This window comes from Curtobacterium sp. MCBA15_005 (assembly GCF_001864855.1).
GTDB classification, from domain to species: domain Bacteria; phylum Actinomycetota; class Actinomycetes; order Actinomycetales; family Microbacteriaceae; genus Curtobacterium; species Curtobacterium flaccumfaciens.
Window position 1 is genome coordinate 116,127 of the sequence record NZ_MJGL01000008.1, and the last position, 20,995, is coordinate 137,121.

23 protein-coding genes are annotated in these 20,995 nt (G+C 71.4%); 13 read left to right on the forward strand and 10 right to left on the reverse strand.

Annotated elements, in window-relative coordinates:
- Positions 1-243: 243 nt before the first annotated feature.
- Together BIU89_RS18045 and BIU89_RS06520 are read left to right on the forward strand one after the other, a co-directional pair.
- Positions 244-873: a hypothetical protein gene (locus tag BIU89_RS18045; protein WP_139178850.1), complete on the forward strand. Its 630-nt coding sequence runs from the start codon at positions 244-246 to the stop codon at positions 871-873.
- 58 nt (positions 874-931) lie between these two features.
- On the forward strand, positions 932-1,924 hold the full coding sequence (locus BIU89_RS06520; RefSeq protein WP_071245283.1) for an NAD-dependent epimerase/dehydratase family protein: 993 nt from the start codon (positions 932-934) through the stop codon (positions 1,922-1,924).
- 121 nt (positions 1,925-2,045) lie between these two features.
- Here the strand turns inward: BIU89_RS06520 and rocD are convergent, their stop codons facing one another.
- Positions 2,046-3,275, reverse strand: coding sequence for an ornithine--oxo-acid transaminase (gene rocD / locus BIU89_RS06525; RefSeq protein WP_071245285.1), 1,230 nt, complete (start codon positions 3,273-3,275; stop codon positions 2,046-2,048).
- Positions 3,275-4,183, reverse strand: coding sequence for a dimethylargininase (gene ddaH, locus BIU89_RS06530; protein WP_071245287.1), 909 nt, complete (start codon positions 4,181-4,183; stop codon positions 3,275-3,277). Before ddaH ends, rocD begins: the two co-directional genes overlap by 1 nt.
- Positions 4,184-4,428: 245 nt before the next feature.
- Here ddaH and BIU89_RS06535 point away from each other — a divergent pair, with 245 nt between their 5' ends.
- From BIU89_RS06535 to BIU89_RS06570, 8 genes are all read left to right on the forward strand, one after another.
- Positions 4,429-4,866: an Lrp/AsnC family transcriptional regulator gene (locus BIU89_RS06535; RefSeq protein ID WP_017887694.1), complete on the forward strand. Its 438-nt coding sequence runs from the start codon at positions 4,429-4,431 to the stop codon at positions 4,864-4,866.
- Between the two features lie 10 nt (positions 4,867-4,876).
- On the forward strand, positions 4,877-5,257 hold the full coding sequence (locus tag BIU89_RS06540; RefSeq protein WP_071245289.1) for a hypothetical protein: 381 nt from the start codon (positions 4,877-4,879) through the stop codon (positions 5,255-5,257).
- A gap of 3 nt (positions 5,258-5,260) precedes the next feature.
- Positions 5,261-6,094: a nitroreductase family protein gene (locus BIU89_RS06545; RefSeq protein WP_071245291.1), complete on the forward strand. Its 834-nt coding sequence runs from the start codon at positions 5,261-5,263 to the stop codon at positions 6,092-6,094.
- Complete coding sequence (locus BIU89_RS06550) at positions 6,091-6,852, forward strand: YqjF family protein (RefSeq protein ID WP_254791520.1); 762 nt, start codon at positions 6,091-6,093, stop codon at positions 6,850-6,852. Before BIU89_RS06545 ends, BIU89_RS06550 begins: the two co-directional genes overlap by 4 nt.
- A 70-nt stretch (positions 6,853-6,922) precedes the next feature.
- Positions 6,923-7,918 (forward strand): SDR family oxidoreductase, encoded by a 996-nt coding sequence (locus tag BIU89_RS06555; protein WP_027467045.1) that lies wholly within the window; start codon positions 6,923-6,925, stop codon positions 7,916-7,918.
- Positions 7,915-8,259 (forward strand): hypothetical protein, encoded by a 345-nt coding sequence (locus BIU89_RS06560; RefSeq protein WP_071245295.1) that lies wholly within the window; start codon positions 7,915-7,917, stop codon positions 8,257-8,259. The genes BIU89_RS06555 and BIU89_RS06560 overlap by 4 nt, the downstream gene beginning before the upstream one ends.
- A 33-nt stretch (positions 8,260-8,292) precedes the next feature.
- On the forward strand, positions 8,293-8,835 hold the full coding sequence (locus BIU89_RS06565) for a dihydrofolate reductase family protein (RefSeq protein ID WP_071245297.1): 543 nt from the start codon (positions 8,293-8,295) through the stop codon (positions 8,833-8,835).
- 10 nt (positions 8,836-8,845) lie between these two features.
- Positions 8,846-9,043: a hypothetical protein gene (locus tag BIU89_RS06570; RefSeq protein ID WP_035809337.1), complete on the forward strand. Its 198-nt coding sequence runs from the start codon at positions 8,846-8,848 to the stop codon at positions 9,041-9,043.
- 115 nt (positions 9,044-9,158) lie between these two features.
- Here BIU89_RS06570 and BIU89_RS06575 read toward each other — a convergent pair whose 3' ends face one another.
- Positions 9,159-12,728, reverse strand: a complete 3,570-nt coding sequence (locus BIU89_RS06575; protein ID WP_071245299.1) for a bifunctional proline dehydrogenase/L-glutamate gamma-semialdehyde dehydrogenase — start codon at positions 12,726-12,728, stop codon at positions 9,159-9,161.
- 128 nt (positions 12,729-12,856) lie between these two features.
- Between BIU89_RS06575 and BIU89_RS06580 the strand changes: the two genes are divergently transcribed.
- Positions 12,857-13,336, forward strand: coding sequence for a MarR family winged helix-turn-helix transcriptional regulator (locus BIU89_RS06580; protein WP_071245301.1), 480 nt, complete (start codon positions 12,857-12,859; stop codon positions 13,334-13,336).
- Here BIU89_RS06580 and BIU89_RS06585 read toward each other — a convergent pair.
- From BIU89_RS06585 to BIU89_RS06610, 6 genes are all read right to left on the reverse strand, one after another.
- Positions 13,333-14,040 (reverse strand): anti-sigma factor, encoded by a 708-nt coding sequence (locus BIU89_RS06585; RefSeq protein WP_071245303.1) that lies wholly within the window; start codon positions 14,038-14,040, stop codon positions 13,333-13,335. The two genes, BIU89_RS06580 and BIU89_RS06585, sit on opposite strands and share 4 nt — an antisense overlap.
- Positions 14,037-14,552 carry a sigma-70 family RNA polymerase sigma factor gene (locus BIU89_RS06590; RefSeq protein ID WP_071245305.1) on the reverse strand — a complete coding sequence of 172 codons (516 nt, stop codon included), beginning with the start codon at positions 14,550-14,552 and terminating at the stop codon, positions 14,037-14,039. Before BIU89_RS06590 ends, BIU89_RS06585 begins: the two co-directional genes overlap by 4 nt.
- On the reverse strand, positions 14,549-15,238 hold the full coding sequence (locus BIU89_RS06595; RefSeq protein ID WP_071245307.1) for a YceI family protein: 690 nt from the start codon (positions 15,236-15,238) through the stop codon (positions 14,549-14,551). The genes BIU89_RS06590 and BIU89_RS06595 overlap by 4 nt, the downstream gene beginning before the upstream one ends.
- A 42-nt stretch (positions 15,239-15,280) precedes the next feature.
- Complete coding sequence (locus BIU89_RS06600; RefSeq protein ID WP_071245309.1) at positions 15,281-16,345, reverse strand: TerC family protein; 1,065 nt, start codon at positions 16,343-16,345, stop codon at positions 15,281-15,283.
- Positions 16,346-16,464: 119 nt separating this feature from the next.
- Positions 16,465-16,992 (reverse strand): AAA family ATPase, encoded by a 528-nt coding sequence (locus BIU89_RS06605; RefSeq protein ID WP_071245311.1) that lies wholly within the window; start codon positions 16,990-16,992, stop codon positions 16,465-16,467.
- A 91-nt stretch (positions 16,993-17,083) separates the two neighbouring features.
- Positions 17,084-18,448 carry a hypothetical protein gene (locus tag BIU89_RS06610; RefSeq protein WP_071245313.1) on the reverse strand — a complete coding sequence of 455 codons (1,365 nt, stop codon included), beginning with the start codon at positions 18,446-18,448 and terminating at the stop codon, positions 17,084-17,086.
- Positions 18,449-18,547: 99 nt separating this feature from the next.
- Between BIU89_RS06610 and BIU89_RS06615 the strand changes: the two genes are divergently transcribed.
- Positions 18,548-19,405, forward strand: coding sequence for an NAD-dependent epimerase/dehydratase family protein (locus tag BIU89_RS06615; protein ID WP_083404214.1), 858 nt, complete (start codon positions 18,548-18,550; stop codon positions 19,403-19,405).
- A 105-nt stretch (positions 19,406-19,510) separates the two neighbouring features.
- Here BIU89_RS06615 and BIU89_RS06620 read toward each other — a convergent pair whose 3' ends face one another.
- Positions 19,511-20,476, reverse strand: a complete 966-nt coding sequence (locus BIU89_RS06620; protein ID WP_083404215.1) for a DNA-3-methyladenine glycosylase family protein — start codon at positions 20,474-20,476, stop codon at positions 19,511-19,513.
- 75 nt (positions 20,477-20,551) lie between these two features.
- Between BIU89_RS06620 and BIU89_RS06625 the strand changes: the two genes are divergently transcribed.
- A partial coding sequence (locus tag BIU89_RS06625) for a 6-phosphofructokinase (protein ID WP_175474981.1) occupies positions 20,552-20,995 on the forward strand: 444 nt, incomplete at its 3' end.

Genomic DNA, 20,995 nt, shown 5'->3' on the forward strand with positions numbered 1-20,995 from the left:
GTGCGTGTCACTCCTGTCGTGGGGCGCGTCGGTGCGACCCGAACCGTGACGGTAGTCCGACGTCGTCGCCGCGCACTCGGCAAGGCGGCGCGGCGCTGTACGCTGATGTTTCAGAAACGGTCGGCAAAGACGAAACCCCGGCGATGTGGCTTGAGCCAGTGATCGTTCCGGGGTCTTCGATATATGAGTTTACGGGGCGTGCGTTCGATGTCAACTGGAGGTCGCGTGGAGCCGGCGGACGTAGTGGACCTGCTGACCCGGGAACGCCTTCGTTCCTACTTCCACGCTGTGCCCGACGACGCACGCGCTGTCGGGCTCTACGAATGGAACATGCGAGCTGCAGCTGCCGTGATGGAGCTGACCGGGGCGGTCGAGATCGTGGTCCGCAACGCCGCAGACGTGCAGCTCCGCGCTTGGGCAACTGCTCGTCACCCCGGCTCATCCTGGCTCGACGTCGTTCCCCTCGACGCCCAAGGCAAGAACGATCTGGTCGTCGCGCGACGACGTGCCACGCGAGGGGGGAAACGAGCAGAAGTGCACGGGCGAGTCGTCGCCGAACTGAGCTTCGGGTTCTGGCGGTACCTGTTCGAGTCTCGTTACCTGACGGCCCTGTGGACACCGGCACTCCACCGCGCGTTCCCACACGGCCCGGCGGATGCGCTGACTCGCCAGCGCGAGGTTCGGACACGTATGCAGCAACTGCACTTCGTGCGGAACCGCGCCGCGCACCACGAGCCGATCCATGGGCGTGATCTTCGGCGGGACCACGATTACGCGATCGAACTGCTCGGATGGATCCACCCCGGCGCCGCGGCTTGGGCACAGGACGTGACGATGCTCGGCACGGTGCTCGGTGCCCGACCCAGCATCTGAGGGGCAGGATCGGAGGGGTTCGGCGCAGGGCTGCGCCGCGGAGATCGAGGGAGCATCCATGACCGGAGCGAGCGTGTTGTTCATCGGCGGGAGCGGCGTGATCAGCGCCGCCTGCGTCCGGGAAGCCGTCGAGCAGGGGTTCGACGTCACCGTGCTCAACCGGGGGACCACCGGGGGCAGGCCGATCCCGGAGGGTGTGACGCGCCTCCAGGCCGACGTGTCGGACCGCAGCGCACTGGCGGACGCACTCGGCGACCAGCGCTTCGACGTGGTCGTGAACTGGATCGCCTTCACGCCGGACCAGGTGCAGGCCGACGTCGACTTCTTCGCCGGGCGGACGCGGCAGTACGTGTTCATCAGCTCGGCCTCGGCGTACCAGACGCCGGCAACGCACCTGCCGATCACGGAGTCGACGCCGCTGAAGAACCCGTACTGGCAGTACTCGCGCGACAAGATCGCATGCGAGGAACTGCTGATGCAGGTGTACCGGGAGCAGGACTTCCCGGTGACGATCGTGCGGCCGTCGCACACCTACGACGAGACGAAGCTGCCGCTGACCGGCGGCTGGACCGCGGTCACTCGGATGCGTGCCGGCAAGCCGGTCATCATCACCGGCGACGGCACCTCGCTGTGGACCCTGACGCACAGCCGCGACTTCGCGGTCGGCTTCACGGGGCTGCTCGACCGGGCCGAGGCGATCGGTGAGCCCTTCACGATCACGAGCGACGAGGCGCCGACGTGGAACGCCATCGCGCACGAGATCGCGGCGGCGGCCGGAGTCGAGGACCTGCGGATCGTGCACGTGCCGGCGGATGCCATCGCCGCCGTCGACCCCGAGTGGGGCGCGGCGCTGCTCGGCGACAAGGCGAACAGCTCGGTGTTCGACAACAGCAAGGTCCGGTCGCTCGTGCCGTGGTACCTGCCGCGCACCACCTACCGGCAGGGTGTGCGCGAGGTCATCGCCTGGTACGAGGCGCACCCCGAGGAGCAGGTCGTCGACGAGCGGCTCGATGCCCTGATGGACGAGCTGGCGGCGCGCTGGGCCGTGTGAGCCGCACTGGTCGCTGCGCATCGGGTGACGCGCGCCGGCGCACGCAAGACACCGGTGTTCGCGCTCCGCACCGCGGGATGCGGGGGTTCAACGCGCGAACACCGGTGTTTTGCGGATCAGGTCAGGCGCGCGCCGTCAGGACGTCGGCCAGGGTTCCGATCGCGAAGCGCACCTCGTCGTCGGTGACGACCAGGGGCGGCGCGAAGCGGATCGTCGACCCGTGGGTGTCCTTCACCAGGAGCCCGCGGTCGGCGAGGTCCTTCGAGATCGCCTTGCCGGTGCCGAGCGCGGGGTCGATGTCGATCCCCGCCCACAGTCCGGCCACGCGGTGCGAGACGACACCCTTGCCGAGCAGGTCGTCGAGCAGGCCGCGCAACAGCGGTTCGCCGTCGAGAGCCCGCTGCTGGAAGGTGCCCTCTCCGAGCATCGCCACGACCTCGGCGCCGACGGCCGCGGCGAGCGGGTTGCCGCCGAAGGTGGACCCGTGCTCGCCGGGGCGCAGGACGCCGAGGACCGCTGCCGAACCGACGACCGCCGACACCGGCACGATGCCGCCGCCGAGGGCCTTGCCGAGCGTGATGAGGTCGGGGCGGACCCCGACGCGCTGCACCGCGAGCGTGTGTCCGGTGCGACCGAGGCCGGACTGGATCTCGTCGGCGATGAACAGCGCGCCGAACTCGTCGCAGACCGCGCGGACGTCAGGGAGGTACGACTCCGGCGGGATGACCACGCCGCCCTCGCCCTGGATCGGCTCGAGCAACACGGCGACGACGGTCTCGTCCATCGCCTCGCGCAGCGCCGCAGCGTCGCCGTACGGCACCGTGCGGAAGCCCGGCGTGAACGGCCCGAAGTCATCGTGGGCCGAGGGGTCGTCCGAGAACGAGATGATCGTCGTGGTGCGGCCGTGGAAGTTCCCGGACGCGACGATGATCGTCGCCCGCTCGGCCGGCACACCCTTGACGCGGTAGCCCCAGGCGCGGGACACCTTGATCGCGGACTCGACGGCCTCGGCACCGGTGTTCATCGGCAGGACCATCTCGGTCTCCGTCAACGCTGCCAGTGCTGCGGCGAACGGCCCGAGCTGGTCGTTCACGAACGCGCGGCTCGTGAGCGTCACACGGTCGAGCTGCGCCCGTGCGGCGTCGAGCAGCCGCGGGTTGCCGTGGCCGAAGTTCACCGCCGAGTACGCGGCGAGGCCGTCCAGGTACTGCTTGCCGTCGACGTCGGTGACGGTCGCTCCGGCACCCGACGCGATGACGACGGGCAGCGGGCTGTAGTTGTGCGCGAGGGCGCGGTCCTCGACGGCGAGCGCCGCCGCGGTGTTGACCCCGAGCGACGCTGCCGCCGACATTAGCTGACCCCGAGCGAACGCGCGACCGAGGTGCCGGTGCCGACCGGGTGCAGGTCGAGGGTGCAGCACTTCACGCCGCCGCCGCCGAGCAGCAGCTCGGACAGGTCGACGCCGATCGGGTTGTAGCCCTTCTCGCGCAGCTGCTCGGCGAACCGGACAGCCCGGGCGGCGATCACGACGTTGTACCCGTCGGAGTACGAGTTCAGACCGAGGATCGCGGCGTCTTCTTCGGTGGCGATGATCGCGTCCGGGAAGCGCTCGCGCAGGATCGCCAGCGACGGCTCGTCGAAGGCGCTCTCCAGGTACGCGATGTTGCTCGTCCCGTCGACGGCGGGCTCGGGGTCGAGCACGGCGATGGCGGTGTCGAGGTGGTAGAAGCTCGGGTTGATGAGCTTGAGCGTGACGACCTCGCGGCCGTAGATCTTCGCGAGCTCGTCGTGCGAGGTGCTGTCCGACCGGAAGCCGGTGCCGGCGAAGATGGTGTCCCCGATGAGCAGGAAGTCACCCTCGCCCTCGTTGGTCTGCTCCGGCTCGGCGACGGTCAGACCGGCCTGGCGGAACCAGTCCATGTACGCGGGGCCCTCGGGCTGGCGCTCCGGGTACTGGAACTTCGCGCCGTACGCGATGCCGTCGAGGACGAACCCGCCGTTGGCCGCGTAGACCATGTCCGGCAGGCCGTCGATCGGGTCGATGTACGAGATGTCGAAGCCGAGCTGCTCGTAGACGGCGACGAGCGACTCCCACTGCTCGACGGCCTTCGACGTGTCGGTCGGCTCCTCCGGGTGCATCCACGGGTTGATCCGGTAGCTCACGGTGTAGAAGTCCGGCTTGCACATCAGGATCGTGCGCTTGGTGGCGACACGGGCCGGGGTGGCGACGGACTCGGGGGCGGGTGCGGTGTTCGACATCAGTCCTCCTGGAAGGGACCGGGGCCCGAGCCTGCCAGGAACCGAAACGGAACGAGGAGAAGAGCTCCGGTGAGATGCAGGCTCACTCACCGCAGCGGACCAGGTCGACGCCGTGACGATCCTTCCACAGACCTTCCACGGAGCGCAGTCCCCCGCCTGCGGGACCGTGACACCCGTTCGGGTGACGCACGTTTCGTGCGCGAGACCCACCAGCCTCGCAACAAGTCCGCGTACGATGGGGACAAATGGATACGCTCGACCACCGCATCCTGGATCAGCTCCGGGACAACGCCCGCGCCGGCTACGGCGACATCGGGTCGGTGGTCGGACTCTCGGCCTCGGCCGTCAAGCGCCGCGTCGACCGGCTGGTCGGTGACGGCGTCATCCAGGGCTTCACGATCAAGGTCGACCCCGCCGTCGAGGACCGCGGCACCGAGGCCTGGGTCGAGCTCTACTGCCGCGGCACCGTCTCGCCCGACGAGCTGCGTGCCCTGCTCGACACCGTCCCCGAGGTCATCGACGCCGGCACGGTCACCGGCAGCGCCGACGCCGTCGTGCACATGCGCTCGAAGGACCTGTCCGCGCTCGAAGAGGCGCTCGACAAGGTCCGCCTCGCACCCCAGGTCGACCACACCCGCTCCGCGATCGTGCTCTCCAAGCTCGTCAGTCGAGAGACCGCGTAACGTCCCACGCATGGGACGGAAGGCGGTCTGGAGGCGCGGCTCGGCACCCACGGGATCGCGCCCGGCCCGGCAGCTGGTCACCGCTGCGAGCGTCGCCTACGTCGCGAACTGCCTGTGGGGCACCGCGGTCGCCGTGCGGCTGATCCGCACGAAGAAGCTCCGCGTCGTGCACCACGGCCTGTTCGTCGTGACCGCGACCCTGACCGGCGTCGCCGCGACGACCCCCGCGTGGACGCGCGACCGGACCGCACTGTTCCTGCTGCCGGCACTCGTGCCCCTGGCGGTCGCTCCACGCACGAACCCGCGCTCCGGAGCACACTGGAGGGTCGCGGTCGCCGCCGCACCGTCCTACCTGGGGGCCGTGCTCGCACGCAGGCGATCAGAGAGGTGAGCAGTGGAGCTGTTCGAGGCCATCCGACGACGACGCACGACGAACGGGCCGTTCCTGCCCGATCCGGTGTCGGACGAGCACCAGCGGCTGCTCATGGAGCTCGCCGGCCGGGCGCCGTCGCAGCTCAACAGCCAGCCGTGGCGCTTCGTGCTGATCGAAGAACGCCAGACGATCGACCGCGTCGCCGAGATCAGCGGCAGCTCGATGACCCGCACGATGGCCGAGGGCACGTTCTTCGAGCGGTACAAGCCGTACTTCCGGTTCTCCAAGGCCGAGATGGACGAGCGGCGCGACGGCATGCTGTTCGACAAGCTCCCCGGGCCGCTGCGGCCGTTCACGAAGCAGGTGTTCACGAAGCGCGGACAGCTGCTCATGAACACGCTCCGGGTGCCGCAGACCCTGGGTGAGGAGAACCGGAAGCTCGTCGCCGGGTCGCCGCTGCTGCTCGGCGTGATGCTCGACCGCCACGAGTACCGGAAGGAGGAGCTGTCCGGCTTCTACTCGGTGTTCAGCATGGGCGCGGCGATGGAGAACATCTGGCTCGCGACGACCGAGCTCGGTCTGGGGATCCAGTTCGTGTCCTTCCCGATGGAGACCCCCGGCGCGTGGGAGGAGATCGAGGGACTGCTCCGCGTGCCCGAGTCGCTCGAGCTGATGGCCGTCTACCGGATCGGGTACCTGCCCCCGGAACGACGACGGCCGGCCATCGACTGGACGTCGAGCGAGCGGAAGCGTCCCTCGCAGTACGTGTTCCGCGGCACCTGCGACACCCCGCAGCAGGGGTGGGACGACGCACCCGTCGCAGCCCACATCGAACCGGAGGCGACCACATCGTGACCGACACCCGACCCACTCACGTGACCCCGGGCCTCCAGGCCGTGGCCCCCGGTCTGCCGGGCCGTCCCTGGATCTCGCAGGACTGGCTCGACGTCGTCTTCGTGCACTGGCGCGTCGACGTGTCGGCGGTGGCCCCGCTGCTGCCGGCCGGCACGCGGCCCGACACGATGGCGCTCGACGGCACCGACGACGGGGTGACCACCTGGGTGGGCCTCATCGCGTTCCGGTTCGAGGACACCCGGTTCCCGCCGTTCTCGACCGGGAGCATCGGCGACTTCGTCGAGCTGAACGTCCGCGTCTACACGGTCGACGAACAGGGGCAACGCGGGGTCGTGTTCCTGTCGCTCGACGCCGGCAAGCTCCTGCCGACCATCGGCGCACGCGTCGCGACCGGGCTGCCGTACCGGTGGGCGGTCGCGGAGTCGCGCAGCGGTGACGGCCGCGTGGGGTACGCGATGCGGCGGCACGGCACCCACCTGCGGTCGATGCTCGACGTCCGTGTGGGCGAGGTGCTCGACGAGCCGGGGCCCCTCGAGACGTTCCTGACGGCGCGGTGGGGCATGCACGTGCACCGGGCCGGACGGACACGGTTCTGGCCGAACGAGCACGAGTCGTGGCCGTTGCACCGGGCCTCGGTGGTGTCGCTGCGGGACGACCTGGTCGGAGCGGCCGGGCTGCCCTTCGGGCTGACCGAGCTCGAGCCGGACTCGGTGCTCTACTCGCCGGGGGTCACGACGCGGTTCGGTCGGGGGCGCTGAGGCACGGCTGCTGCCGCATCGGGGGACAGCGGCTGAGTGGTGCACGGTCGACCGCAGGTACAAGGGAGCCATGACTCGAGTGGCAGTGGTGACCGGTGGATCCGCAGGACTGGGACGGGCGACCGTCCGGGAGCTCGCCGCACGGGGGTGGGACGTGGCCGTCCTGGCCCGCGGGCAGGAGGGCGTCGACGCCGCCGTCGCCGAGGTCGAGGCAGCCGGGCGACGCGGGCTGGCCCTGGTCGCCGACGTCTCCGACCGCGACGCCGTCGAGGCAGCCGCCGACCGGGTCGAGCGAGAGCTCGGACCGATCGACCTGTGGGTGAACGGCGTGATGGTCGGGGTGTTCGGGAAGTTCCTCGACACCGCCCCGGAGGACTTCGAGCGCGCGCTGCACGTGACCTACCTCGGCTTCGTGAACGGCACCCGGTCGGCGCTGTCGCGGATGGTCCCCCGCGGTCGTGGGCACGTGATCCAGGTCGGTTCGGCGCTCGGGTTCCGCGGGATCCCGCTGCAGGCCGCGTACTGCGGCGCGAAGCACGCGATCGTCGGGTTCACCGAGTCCGTCGTCTCCGAGCTGCGCGAACAGGGCAGCAAGGTCAAGGTGTCCCGCGTGGACATGCCGGCCCTCAACACGATCCAGTTCCAGTGGGTGAAGTCGAAGCTGCCGCACCACCCGCAGCCGGTCGCCCCGATCTACCAGCCCGAGGTCGGCGCCCGCGCCATCGCCGCCGTGGCCGAACGACCGCGCAGCCGCACCTGGGTGGGCGAGTCGACGGTCTACACGATCCTCGGCAACCGGATCAGCGGACGCTTCGCCGACTGGTACGCCGCCAAGACGCTGGTCGACGGGCAGCAGGCCCCCGACAAGGACGGCCTCGAGATGCGGGACAACCTGTACGAGCCGGTTCCGGGCGACCACGGCGCGCACGGGGTCTTCGACGAGTCAGCGCACGCCTGGTCCCCGCAAACCTGGTGGGTGGAGCACCGCCGGGTCGGCAACGGCATCATCGGGGCGGTGCTCGGTGCGGCCGGTGCCGCTGCACTCGTCGCGGGACGCCGACGATGAGCCGCCGGTCGTCCGCCGGTAACGGGGCAGCCGTCGTCGAGCTGGCGCGTGCCGGGCTCGGCCTGTGGCACCTGAGCCGTGCGGCCCGAGGGTCGGACCAGGCCGTGCTGCACGGCGTGCTCGGGGTCCGTCAGCTCGCACAGGCTGCGCTCGTCGCGCGGGCTGGTTCCGGCAACGCGCACACCCTGAGCGCCGTCGTGGACGCCCTGCACGGCGTGACGATGGTGCCGCTGGCCGTCGCCGATCCGCGTCGACGCCGGTTCGCGCTCGACCAGCTCTGGATCGCCGCGGTGCTCGCGGTCGCCGAGGCAGCGGTCGTCGGTCGCAGCGGTCGTCGCTGACTCCTGTCGGGGGTGCTCGGTAGCGTCCCCGGCATGAGCACGATCTACTCCGTCGCGTCCTCGCTGGACGGCTTCGTCGCTGCACCCGACGACGACCTCGACTGGCTGCTGCAGTTCGGCTTCGAGCCGTTCCAGGAACACCACGACCGGTTCTTCGCCGGCGTCGGGGCGATCGCGATGGGGTCGACGACGTACGAGTGGGTGCTCGAGCACGACGACACGTGGGCATACCCGGACCTGGCGACGTGGGTGTTCACGACCCGAGACCTGCCGGTGCCCGACGGCGTCGACGTGCGTTTCGTCTCGGGCGAGGTCGGCGACCACCAGGCCGACCTCGAGCGCGAGGCCGCCGGGCGTGACGTCTGGGTCGTCGGCGGCGGACTGCTCGCGGCGCAGTACCAGCAGGCGGGGATCCTCGACGAGCTGCGGGTCACCGTGATGCCGGTCGCGCTCGGCGGCGGAGCTCCCCTGCTGCCGGTCGCCGCACCGACCCCGGTGTTCGAGCTCGTCGGCACCACGCAGTTCGACGGCGGGGCGGTCGAGCTCCACTACCGTTCCGCAGCAACCGCGGCGTAGCGTCCGGAGCATGAGCGACAACGAGCAGACCGAGCCCGTCATGGACGGTGCCACCGATGCCACGAACCACGAGAAGCTGCAGGGCCTGATCGAGCAGGTCGACCACGACCACGCCGGTGAGGGCGCCGGCGCGATGGCGGACCACCTGCGGGACCGCATGGACGAGACCGGCGTCGAGGACGAAGACGCGGGTGACGCCGAGGACTGATCCTCGGGTCACTTCGTGAGCAGAAGAGGTCGGGTCCCGTCTGGGAACCCGACCTCTTCTGCTCACGAAGCGGAACGCACGAAGTGGAACGCGCGATGCGCGACGCGCGAAGCGCCTAGACGCGCAGCTCGGAGAAGTCGCTGTCGACGTCGCCGAACCGGTGCGCGGTGATCGACACCGACTGCTCACGCAGGTACGGCAGCATCTCGATCACACCGGCCTCGACCACGGGGGCGTCGTGGATCGCGACGTCGATGCTCGCACCCAGGGCTTCTTCGAGGGCGAGCGGGTCACCGCCGAGCAACCGGATCCGGGCACCGGGACCACCGAACGCCGTGTGGGCCGGCCGGTCCTGGCCCTGCGACAAGACGGCCTCGAGCGCGTCGACCGGCTGGTCGTCCTGGTCGGTGGACCAGTCCGCCTGGAACACGGCCCCCGACGACGCGCGGGCGTGGAACTCCTGGTCGGACTCGACCAGGTGGTCGACGACGTCGAGCGGGGACCGGTTCGACGCGAGCAGCTGCGTGAGCGGGCCCGGCAGCGGCCGAGCCGTGCTGAGCAGGATGTGCGCGCGTGCCGAGGTCGCGGCGACGAGCGTCCGGACGAGGTCCACGGTCGAGGCGTCCTCGGCCTGGCGCACGATGACGGACTGGGGTCGGTGGCGCAGCACGTTCCGCTGCACCACGAGACCGGACAGGTCCCGCGACCGGAAGAGCGTCTCTCGTGCATGCACGTCGCTCAGGGCTCCGGCTCGGACACGGTCGAACTCCTCGAACGACAGCCCGCTGCGTGCAGCCTCGATCACCGCGGTGACGCGTGGGGGCAGGCCGTGCAGCTGGATGCTCCTGTGCACGGTCCGGGGTGTGGGCTGCCAGCGGCCGAGGGTCGCGACGTACATCGGGCCGCCGGCCTTGGTGCCGGTGCCGACCGAGGAACCCTTCCAGCCACCGAACGGCTGGCGCCCCACGACGGCACCGGTGATGCCGCGGTTGACGGACAGGTTGCCGGCGTGGACCCGGGCCAGCCACTCGGACACCTCGTCGACGTCGAGCGAGTGGATGCCCGCCGCCAGCCCGAAGTCGGTGCCGTTCTGGATGGCGATCGCCTGCTCGAGGGTCTCGGCGCGCATGATGCCGAGCACCGGGCCGGAGTACACGGTCTGGTGGAAGTCGCTGCCGGGTCGGACGCCGTCCCGGATGCCCGGCGACCAGAGTCGGCCGGAGTCGTCGACCGCCTCGGGCTGCACGAGCCACGACTCCCCCGGCCCGAGCTCGGTCAGTCCCTGGCGGAGCGTGCCCTGCGGTTCGGCGACGAGCGGGCCGACCTGCGCCGTGGGGTCGTCCGGCCACGCGACCCGGAGCGTGCGGGTGGCGTCGACGAGCTGCCGCTGGAAGCGCTCGCTCTCACCCACGGACCCGATCAGGATCACGAGGGACGCCGCCGAGCACTGCTGTCCGGCGTGCCCGAAGGCGGACTGCACGATGTCCTGCACCGCCAGGTCGAGGTCGGCGCTCGGCGTGACGACGATGGCGTTCTTGCCGCTCGTCTCGGCGGTGAGCGGCAGTCCGGCACGCCACCAGCGGAACGAGCGGGCGGTGTCGGACGAGCCGGTCAGGATGATGCGGTCGACCGTGGGGTGGCCGATGAGGTCGCGGCCGAGTTCGTCCTCGGCCAGGTCGACGAGCTGCAGCAGCGAGTGCGGCACCCCGGCGTCCCAGAGCACGTCGGCGAGCACGGCACCGGAGCGCTTCGCCTCGGGCGCGGGCTTGAGCACGACACCGCTGCCCGCGGCGAGCGCCGCCAGCACGCCACCGGCGGGGATCGCGACCGGGGAGCTCCACGGCGGCACGACGACGGTCAGCCGCGGCGGCACGTACTGCGCGCCCTCGACGTCACCGAGGCGCCGGGCGCTCTCGGCGTAGTAGTGGGCGGCGTCGACGGCCTCGGTCACCTCGGCGTCGGCCTCGGCGACGGTCGTGCCCGTCTCGGCGGCCATCACCTCGATCAGGTCGGCGCGGCGGGTCTCGAGTTCGTGCCCGATGAGGTCGAGGAGCTCGGCGCGGTCGGACGGGTCCTGCCGCCCCCAGTTCACGCCGGCCTGGGCGGTCCGCGCCATGATCCGCTCGAGCTTGGAGCGGTCGGCGACCTTCGCGCCGCGGATCGTCTGTGCGCCGAGCTGCGAGCGCGGCACCCGGCGCAGGACGTCGAGCGCCCAGGCCCGGTTCGCGGCGACGGACGGGTCGGTGTCGGGGGCGTTGTGGAACGCGTCGCGCAGGACCGGTTCGCCGAGGGCACGGTGGCGGTCCTGCGTGCGGTGGCTGGCGGGGACGGGCTCGTCGAGTGCGGCGACGGACGCCAGGAACCGGCTGTGCTCCCGCTCGAAGACGCTGGCGTCGTGGTCGATGTCGGCTGCGGCGGCGATGAAGTTCTCGGGGCTCGCGCTCTCCTGCAGGCGCCGGGCGAGGTACGCGATGGCCGAGTCGAACTCGTCCGGCTGCACGACGGGCGTGTAGAGCAGGACCTGCCCGACGTCGGCCCGGACGGCCTGGGCGTGGGTGGACGCCATGCCGAGCAGCATCTCGACGTCGACGGCGTCGGTGACCCCGCGGCGCTGCGCGAGCACCCACGCGGTGGCGAGGTCGAACAGGTTGTGCCCGGCGACCCCGATCCGCACGGCGTCGGTGCGCTCCGGCGTCAGTGCGGCGTCGAGCATCCGGAGGTAGGCGGTGTCGGTCTCGCGCTTGCTGCCCCAGGTGGCGAGGGGCCACCCGTGCAGGATCGCGTCGACGTGCTCCATGGCGAGGTTCGCGCCCTTGACGAGCCGCACCGTGATCGGGGCACCGCCGCGCGCCCGGCGTTCCTGCGCCCACTCGGTCAGCGCGTCGAGCGCTCCCGCGGCGTCGGGCAGGTAGGCCTGCAGCACGATGCCGGCCTGCAGGTCGGCGAACTCGTCACGGTCGAGCAGCGCCCGGAACACGGCGAGGGTGACGTCGAGGTCGCGGTACTCCTCGATGTCGAGGTTGATGAACTTGGCCGGGCGTCCGGCGGCCGTCGGAGCCGCGGCCAGACGGTAGAGCGGGACGAGCCGGTCGACGACGCGCTCGACCGTCTGGTCGAAGGCCCACGGCGAGGTCTGCGGCACGACGGAGCTCACCTTGATCGACACGTGGTCGACGTCGTCGCGGGCGAGCAGGTCCATGGTGCCCTGCAGGCGTCGGTCGCTCTCGGCGCTGCCGAGGACGGCTTCGCCGAGCAGGTTCACGTTCAGTCGCGTGCCCGGACCGCGGACCTTCGCGAGGGCCGGGCCGAGCTTGCTCGTGCTCGCGTCGATGACCAGGTGCCCGGTCATCCGGCGCAGGATCCGGCGCGCGGTCGGGATCACGGCCCACGGCGCCATGGTGGCGAACCCACCGCCGAGCGTCACCGCCCCGCGCAGGTACCAGGCGAGGAAGTCGGGGACGTCACGGCTCAGCTGCTCGAGGTTCCGTGCCGCCACGCGGGGGTCTTCGGGGCGGACGACCTTGTCCACGAAACCCCGGGTGAAGTCGAGGCCCTGCTCGTCGCGCAGGACCTCGGCCAGACGGACCGCGCCCGGGTCGGGCTTCACCCCGGCGGACGCCGCCAGCCACCGGCGCACGAGCGCGACGGCGTCATCGGTGGTGTCCTGGAGGCGAGCACTCGGCATCCCCCGATCGTATGCCGCACGTCCGACGCGACCTCGGAGCACGCCGTACGTCGACCAGGAGTCATCCGAGCGGATGAAAGGGGTCGCTGCGCGGTCCGACCGTCCGCCCGGTGGATACGCTGGTCGGCATGTCGACGGAGGGCAACGGTGGCCACGACTGGGCCACCTGGGACGCGTACCACGACGTCTGGCGACGACTCGACCGAGCGCTCGACCGGGCCGTCCAGGCGGGTGCCGGCATCTCCGTCCCCGAGTTCGAGATCCTGATCGGCCTGCACCGCGACCCGGACCACCGTCTGCGCGTCCGGGACATCGCCGCGGGCATCGGCTGGGAGAAGTCGCGCGTCAGCCACCAGGTCACGCGGATGGTCTCCCGCGGCCTGGTCGAGCGGGCGGACTGCCCGAGCGACGCCCGCGGCAGCTGGGTGGTGATGACCGCGGACGGCCGTCGCGCGGTGCTCGCCGGCATCCGCGCGCACACCGGTGCGCTCGAGGACCTGTTCTGGAGGCCCGTGGGGACCGACGCCGAGACGCTGCGGTCCGTCAGTGCGCGCGTCCAGGACGCCATCGGCCCCGACGACGCCTCGGACGAGGCCGACGTCGGTTAGAGCGTGACGACGGCGAGCGCGCCGCGCTCACCGCGCAGCCGGACCTGCACGCTCTTGATGTCGTCCCGCGGGATGTCCGTCGACGCCGACAGCCCTCGTGCGTCCGCGCCGGCAGCCGTCCACGACCCCACGGTCTGGGTCGTGCCGTCCGTCCGGACGACGACCAGGTCGTAGAGGATCGACCCGTCCGGCGACCACTCCTTGCCGCCGTACGAGCACCCCCAGTCGAAGCGGGTGCCCCACTGCTCGCCGCTGATGGCGAGCTGGACGTCGAGTCCCTGCACGCCGGTCATGTCGTAGCGGTCGGCGGTGGCAGCTGCCGTCGGAGCGGCACCGGCCTGCACCGTGGTGCGCTCCCCCGCGGCACCGACCGCGAGTCCGCCCAGGACGGCGGCGACCACCGCGAGCCCCGCGGTGGCGGCGACCCAGACCCGGCGACGGCGGCGACGGTGTCGGACGCGGTGCGCGACGGAGGCGAGGTCGCTCTCGGAACGGGTGTCGGGCCTCCCGTCCGGTTCTGCGATCTCGATCGCCTGGTCGGCCGGCAGCTTGCCGAGCAGCCCCGGCAGACCGACCAGCTCGGCGACGGCGGCCGCACAGCGGTCGCACGTCTCGAGGTGCCGCTCGTACTCCAGGCGTTCACCGGCCGGGAGCGACCCCAGGACGTACGCCGCATCCCACTCCGCGTACTTGTCGTCGCTCATCGGGTCACTCCTCGTTCCTGCAGTGCGAGCCGGAGGGCTCGCAGCCCGTAGTGCAACCGCGACTTGGCGGTGCCCTCCGGGATGTCGTGTCGCCGTGCGATCTCCGGCACCGTGTGCCCGAGCCAGTACGCGTCCACCACCACGCGGCGGTGGTCCGGGGTCAGCGACGCGAGTGCGTCGGCGACCACGATCCGGTCCAGCACGGCGTCCGTGCTGTCCGACTCGATCCGTTCGACCTGGTGCTCGGTGCCGTGCTCGCGGCGGTTGCGTGCCGACCGCGCGTCGTCGACAACCAGGTTGCGCGCCACCGTGAACAGCCACGCGCGTGCGCTGTCGGGTGCCCGTTCGAGCACGGCCGGACGCTGCCAGGCGCGGACCATCGTCTCCTGCACGACGTCCTCGACCGTCGAGCCGTCCCGCGTGAGGTGCCGGACGTACCGCGTGAGCGCGTCACCGTGCTCGCGGTACAGCGTCGCGAGCAGCTCGTCCGCGGAACGACTCGTCACGGTCACTTCCCGAGGTCGAGGGAGAACTCGACGGAGCCCTTCCCGTCCACGGTGACGAAGCCGAGCGACGGGGCCTTCACGCCGTAGTCGGCGAAGGTGATCGGCACGGTGCCGGCGACCTGGACGGTCCCGCCCTTGCCGACCGCGACCTGCGCGTCGGCCGTGACCGGCTTCTCGACGCCGTGCAGGTCCATCGTGCCGGTCAGGCTGACGTCCTGCGTGGAGCCGTCGAGCGCCTTCGTGACGTCGACGGGCTTCGTCAGCTCGAACGTGGCAGTGGGGTACTTGTCGGTCTGCAGCGCGGTGGAGCGGAAGTACTCGTCGCGGGCCGCTTCGGGGGTGCTGATCTTGCCGACCTGGACGGTTACGGTCGCCTTGGTGAGGGAGCCGCCGTCGACGACGGCGGTGCCCTTGACGTCCTTCGTGCGTCCGACCACGTTCACATCATTCCCTTGCAGGACCTCGTGCACCCGGTACCCGGCGTACGAGCTGCTCTTGCTGGTCCAGGTGCCGTCGGCGTCCTTCGCGTCGAGGGTGCCGGACGAGGACGCCGACAGCGAGGGGGCTGCGGCGGCCTGGCCGTTGACGGTGTTCGCGTAGATGACCGGGCCGGCGATGACGGCTGCTGCCGCCACGACGACGACGCCGGCGGAGATCCCGATGATGACCTTGGTGCGTTTGCGGAGTGCCATACCCAGACGACGAGACGGCCGGGCGGATCGTTCAAACGGGTTTCAGTCGGAGGTGCGGGCGCGGTCCTGGTCGGCGCGGTCCTGGTCGGCCCGGTCATCGTCCGCCGCTGTGTCGTCCGCGGTCACGGCGTCGGCGGCCGGGGTCTCGCCGCGCATCCGGACGAGGCTCGCCAGCGTCGACACGGCCATCGCGGCGACGATCACCAGCAGGGACACCCACGTGTTGATCTCCGGCGCCCACTCGATGTGGTGGCCGCCGTTCAGGAACGGCAGCTCGTTGTCGTGCAGCGCGTGCAGGACGAGCTTCACGCCGATGAAGGCCAGGATCACGGCGATGCCGTACTTCAGGTAGACCAGACGCTCGAGCAGTCCGCCCAGCAGGAAGTAGAGCTGGCGCAGGCCCATCAGCGCGAAGACGTTCGCGGTGAACACGATGAAGGGGCTCTCGGTGATGCCGAAGATCGCCGGGATCGAGTCGAGCGCGAACAACAGGTCGGTGGTGCCGATCGCGATGAGCACGATGAGCAGCGGCGTGAAGTGCCGGACACCGTCGTGGTGGGTGCGGAACTTCATGCCGTCGTACGTGTCGGTGAGGCGGACCCGACGGCGGAGCAGCCGGACGATGAAGGTGTCCTTCTGGTCGTCCTCGTCCTCGCCGCGGAGCTGCTGGATCGCCGTCCAGATCAGCCAGGCGCCGAAGATGTAGAAGATCCACGAGAAGTTCTCGATGAGCTGCGCGCCGACCAGGATGAAGATCCCGCGGAGCACGAGCGCGATGATGATGCCGAGCAGCAGCACCTCCTGCTGGATCTTCTTCGGCACCGAGAAGCGCGCCATGATGATGACGAACACGAACAGGTTGTCGATGCTCAGGCTGTACTCGGTGAGCCAGCCCGCCAGGAACTGCCCGGCGGAGTCGCCACCGGCGAAGACCAGCATGAGCACCGCGAAGACCAGTGCGAGCCCGACGTAGATGCCCACCCAGATGCCGGATTCGCGCAGCGTCGGCACGTGCGGGCGACGCGCGACGATGAGCAGGTCGGCGAGCAGGATTGCGACCAGGGCGATCATCGAGCCGACTTCGAACACGACGGGGAGCTCGGGCATGCGGAGCCTTCCTTGCTGGTGGTGGGGCGGGCGGCTTCGTGAGCGACCCGCACCAGTCTCCGGCATGATCCGGGCGGTGGCGAACCCCGGGGCTGCGTGCGGCGGACAGAGCCGTGCTGTCAGCGCTCTGACGTCACCGCGTCCGCGACGGCCCGCGCGATCTCGGTGGCGGGGGCCTCGGTCGCGTCGATGACCTCTGCCTCGGCGTGCAGCCAGCCGCGCGCCGCCTCGGCGTAGGCGTCGACGTACGCGAACCGGAACGTCGACGGCCCCATGATCGGGTCGTTCTGGATCCGGTCGCGGAGCGTCGACTCGTCGACGTGCAGCACGAAGTGCCGGACCGGGATCCCGTGGTCCGCGAGCCCCGCGGCGATCTCACGCCAGTACGCCTCGACCAGGACCGTCATCGGCATGATGAGCGGCCCGCCCACGTAGTCGTGCACCCGGCGAGCGGTCTCGACCACGAGCGGCCGCCACGGGTCCCAGTGCTGGAAGTTGTCGCTGGCCGGCAGCCCCGGCGTGACGTCCATCAGCACCTCGCCGACCTTCTCGGCATCGAGGATCCGCGAACCGGGCAGCAGCGGCTGGAGCAGTCGGCTCGTCGTCGTCTTCCCCGCCCCGTGGGTTCCGTTCAGCCAGACGATCACACCAGGACCCTAGCCGCCGACCACCCCGAGGGGCGGTCGGCGGCTGGTCGGCCGGGCAGTCAGCGGTTCGGCCCACCGACGGGTCGGCCGGTCAGCGACCGCTGAGGTCGTACGGACGCACCGTCGGGTCGACCGTCGTCAGGTACCCGCCCCCGGCGAGCGCCGTCGGCAGCGTGATGGTGCGGAGCACGGAGGGCTTCGCACCGGTGGTGCCGATCTGGGTGATCTCCCCCTCGTCACCCCGCGTCACGAACACACTGCGGCCGTCGTCGGTCGCCGCGGCGAACCGCACCGAGGCCCCGGCGGCGGACTGTCCGGCGACGGGACCCTTGCGCAAGGGCGTGAGCGGGACCGAGGTCGTCCGGCCGGAGTAGACGCCGTCGGCCTGCTTCCACACCAGGACGAGCGAGTCCCCGGTGCCGGACGTCAGCGCGACGGCGGCGAACCGGGCGGTGACGGCGACCCGGGTGAAGGACCCGGTGCCGAGGTCGACGCTGCGGATCCTGCTCGAGGACGTCGACGAGGTGGTCAGGTACGCGGAGACGGCGTTCCACGGGGTGCCCGCAGCGGCGCTGCCGGCCTGGGTGCCGACCACGGTCGTCCCGTCCGGCGCCATGCGGGGGCGGTAGCTCTGCACGCTCGGCTTCGGGTACGCGACGGACCGGGATCCCGTGAAGCCGGTCCGCGTCACCCGGACGGTCTGCACGCCGGCGGCCAGGTCGGAGCCGATCACGGTCCCGGTGGCGTTCACGATCGGGCCGTGCGGGTAGGCACCGAGGGGCGTGGTCGCGACGGGGCGCGGGTGCGTCGCGCCGCGCATGATCGCGGACACGGAGTAGGCGTCGAGGCGTCCGCCCGCGGTGACGACCAGGCGCAGGGGGCTGCCGACCAGGAACGTCTCGACCTCTTCGGTGCCGCGCTTGCCGGTCGTGGCGAGCTGCACCGCCGAGGTGTCGATCCGGGCGGTGCGCTCCACCTTCCGTTGCAGGTCGATGACGGTGACCCGCTGCCGCTCGGAGCCGTCGAAGTCGGAGCCGACCGCCAGGTGCCGGCGCGCGGTGTCGGTCGACAGCCAGCCGGCGCGCTCCCAGCGCTTGTCGGCGTTGGGGATCGCGTAGTGCTGCGCGATCCGCGCGGTGCCGCGGGGACCGATCGCCATGACGTCGAGCTGCGGCTTCGACTCGTCCATGAACGCGATCTGCCCGTGGCCGAGCTGCACGGAGCCCGCGTGGGTGCCGAACTCGATCCCGCTCAGGGTGGCGGTCCGCCGACCCGTCGCGGCGTCGTTGACGTACACGCGCTTCGCCGTCGGGTCAGCCGTGACGAGCCAGCTGTGGTGGGCGGTCCGGGTCACGGCGGGTGCGGCCGAGGCGGGGACGGCGATCGCGGTGCCGACGAGCGGGACGAGCCCGGCCAGGACGAGCGCGGGGAGGAGACGCAGGGATCGAGGGGACATGGAACTCCTGTCGAGAAGACCGGACGCTGATCATCCAGTTGAGAACCATTATCACCAAGCTCCCCGCCTTCCACCATGAGACCGTGCCAAGGTCGAGCCGTGCAGAACTCCACGACAGTCGTCATCGCCGGATGCGGCGACCTCGGGACCGAAGCCGGCCTGCGCTTCGCCGACCTGGGCCACCACGTGATCGGACTCCGCCGCCGCGCCGAGCTGATCCCCGCGCCGATCACCGGCCGGAGCGTCGACCTGCGCCACGAGGTCCCCGAGATCCCCGCCGAGACGAGCGTCGTCGTCGTGGCCTTCGCCGCCGGCAGCCGCGACGTCGACGAGTACCGCGCCACCTACGTCGACGGCCTGCGCAACGTGCTCGACGGCATCGACGCCTCGGAGGCCGACCCCCGGGTGCTCGTCGTGTCCTCGACCGCGGTGTACGACGTCTCGGACGGCAGCGAGGTCACCGAGGAGACACCCGCGCGCGGGGCGACCCCGACCGCCGAGGTCCTGGTCGAGGCCGAGGTCCTGCTGCGCGAGCGCGCTCCCGGCGCCGTGCTGGTCCGGCTGTCGGGCGTCTACGGTCCGGGCCGCGAGCGGCTCATCGACCAGGTCCGATCCGGTGCCGCACGGCTGGCGCCGGGGACCTCACCGCACACGAACCGCATCCACCGCGACGACGCCGCCGCCGCGCTCGTGCACCTGGCGGCGCTGCCGGCCCCGGCACCGCTCTACCTGGGCACCGACGACGAGCCGAGCCGGTTGGACGACGTGCTGCGGTTCCTGGCCGACGAACTCCACGTCGCCGAGCCGTCGACGGGCGACGGTGACGCGCGGCAGGCCGGCGGCGACAAGCGTCTGTCGAACGCGCTGCTCCGGTCGACGGGATGGACACCGCGGTACCCGACGTTCCGTGCGGGCTACCGCGCCGTGCTGGCGGGCGAGGGCACCCGCCACCCCTGACGCCCTGCGGGACACCGGTGTTCGCACTCCGAACACCCACGTGCCGGTGTGCAAAGCGCGAACACCGGTGTTCCGCGGACCCACACACCCGCCCGACAGACTTGCTCAGTGCCCCCGGTGGTCCTGGATCGTGATCCGCGGCCCGAACGACGGCTTCCGGAACCCGGAGCCGCCGATCAACCGCACAACCCGCTCCCGGTGCCCGCGCCAGGGTTCGAGCAGCTCGAGCATCCCGTCGTCGTCCACGGGGGCACCGGTCAGCGCCCACCCGACGAGCGCCGGCACGTGGAAGTCCCCCACGCTCGGCGAGTCCGGGTCACCGTGGGAGCGCTGGGCGGTCTCGGCGGCGGTCCACCGACCGACCCCGGGGATCGACTGCAGCTTGGTTGAGACGACCTCGCCGCCGCGGCCGTGCACCAGGGTCCGTTCGAGTGCCGGCGCGAGCTTCACGGCGCGCATCACGGTGGCCGAGCGCCCCGGTTCGATGCCCGCCCGGTGCCACTCCCAGCTCGGGATCCGCGCCCACGTCGGAGCGTCCGGCGGCACCATCATGCCCGCGGGTGCCGGACCGGGCGCCGGGGTGCCGTGCCGCCGGAGCAGGTACCGCCACGCGCCCCACGCCTGGCGTGAGGTCACCTTCTGCTCCATGATCGCCGGCACGAGCATCGCGACGACGGTGTTCGTGCGGAGCAGCCGGAGCCCGGGCTGCCGGTGTCGTGCCGCGGCGAGGAACTCGTTGCCGGAGACGTCGAACGACGACCAGTCGTCGCCGCGTCCGAGCAGATCGGGGGCGTGCTCGACCGCCCACGGGGCTCCGCTGCCCCACGCCGACACCGCGATGGTGTCGCCGGCCCGCCGGATCGCCACGGAAGCGGGACCGGAGGGCGTGCGCAGCGCGAGCCACACGACGCCGCCGACCACCTGGAAGGCCGGGTCGCCGGAGCCGCGCCGCAGGGGCCGCAGGGTCGACGCGACGTCCACCGCGCCTCCAGGCCGGTACACCGTGTCGACGCGAGACGCGTCACCGGACGCACCAGCGGCGTCGACGGCGGCGGAAGCGAGCAGGGACACACGGGGATGGTAATGCGGAACCACCGTCAGTCATGATGGGCACTGATCCCCACCACCCGACGACGGAAGTTCACCATGCGCATCGGCATCCTCACCTCCGGAGGCGACTGCCCCGGCCTGAACGCGGTCATCCGCGCGATCGTCCTGAAGGGCATCGCCATCTACGGACACGACTTCGTCGGCTTCCGCGACGGGTGGCGCGGGGTGGTCGACGGCGACATCGTCCCGCTCGGCCGCAAGGACATCCAGGGCATCGCGAAGCAGGGCGGCACGATCCTCGGCACCAGCCGCACGAACCCGTTCGAGGGCCCCAACGGCGGGTTCGAGAACATCTCCGCGACCCTGCAGCGGCACGGCATCGACGCGATCGTCGCGATCGGCGGCGAGGGCACCCTGGCCGCCGCGAAGCGCCTGACCGACGCCGGCCTGAAGATCGTGGGCGTGCCGAAGACGGTCGACAACGACCTGGGCGCGACCGACTACACGTTCGGCTTCGACACCGCCGTCGCCATCGCGACC

Excerpts from the sequence above, each read along its gene's own strand:
- BIU89_RS06580 (WP_071245301.1), top strand. The coding sequence starts at position 12,857 with ATGTCGACGGAGGGCAACGGTGGCCACGACTGGGCCACCTGGGACGCG.
- BIU89_RS06560 (WP_071245295.1), top strand. The coding sequence starts at position 7,915 with ATGAGCCGCCGGTCGTCCGCCGGTAACGGGGCAGCCGTCGTCGAGCTG.
- BIU89_RS06520 (WP_071245283.1), top strand. The coding sequence starts at position 932 with ATGACCGGAGCGAGCGTGTTGTTCATCGGCGGGAGCGGCGTGATCAGC.
- BIU89_RS06575 (WP_071245299.1), bottom strand. The coding sequence starts at position 12,728 with ATGCCGAGTGCTCGCCTCCAGGACACCACCGATGACGCCGTCGCGCTC.
- BIU89_RS06540 (WP_071245289.1), top strand. The coding sequence starts at position 4,877 with ATGGGACGGAAGGCGGTCTGGAGGCGCGGCTCGGCACCCACGGGATCG.
- BIU89_RS06595 (WP_071245307.1), bottom strand. The coding sequence starts at position 15,238 with ATGGCACTCCGCAAACGCACCAAGGTCATCATCGGGATCTCCGCCGGC.
- BIU89_RS06565 (WP_071245297.1), top strand. The coding sequence starts at position 8,293 with ATGAGCACGATCTACTCCGTCGCGTCCTCGCTGGACGGCTTCGTCGCT.
- BIU89_RS06570 (WP_035809337.1), top strand. The coding sequence starts at position 8,846 with ATGAGCGACAACGAGCAGACCGAGCCCGTCATGGACGGTGCCACCGAT.
- rocD (WP_071245285.1), bottom strand. The coding sequence starts at position 3,275 with ATGTCGGCGGCAGCGTCGCTCGGGGTCAACACCGCGGCGGCGCTCGCC.
- BIU89_RS06555 (WP_027467045.1), top strand. The coding sequence starts at position 6,923 with ATGACTCGAGTGGCAGTGGTGACCGGTGGATCCGCAGGACTGGGACGG.
- BIU89_RS06585 (WP_071245303.1), bottom strand. The coding sequence starts at position 14,040 with ATGAGCGACGACAAGTACGCGGAGTGGGATGCGGCGTACGTCCTGGGG.
- BIU89_RS06535 (WP_017887694.1), top strand. The coding sequence starts at position 4,429 with ATGGATACGCTCGACCACCGCATCCTGGATCAGCTCCGGGACAACGCC.
- ddaH (WP_071245287.1), bottom strand. The coding sequence starts at position 4,183 with ATGTCGAACACCGCACCCGCCCCCGAGTCCGTCGCCACCCCGGCCCGT.
- BIU89_RS06610 (WP_071245313.1), bottom strand. The coding sequence starts at position 18,448 with ATGTCCCCTCGATCCCTGCGTCTCCTCCCCGCGCTCGTCCTGGCCGGG.
- BIU89_RS06600 (WP_071245309.1), bottom strand. The coding sequence starts at position 16,345 with ATGCCCGAGCTCCCCGTCGTGTTCGAAGTCGGCTCGATGATCGCCCTG.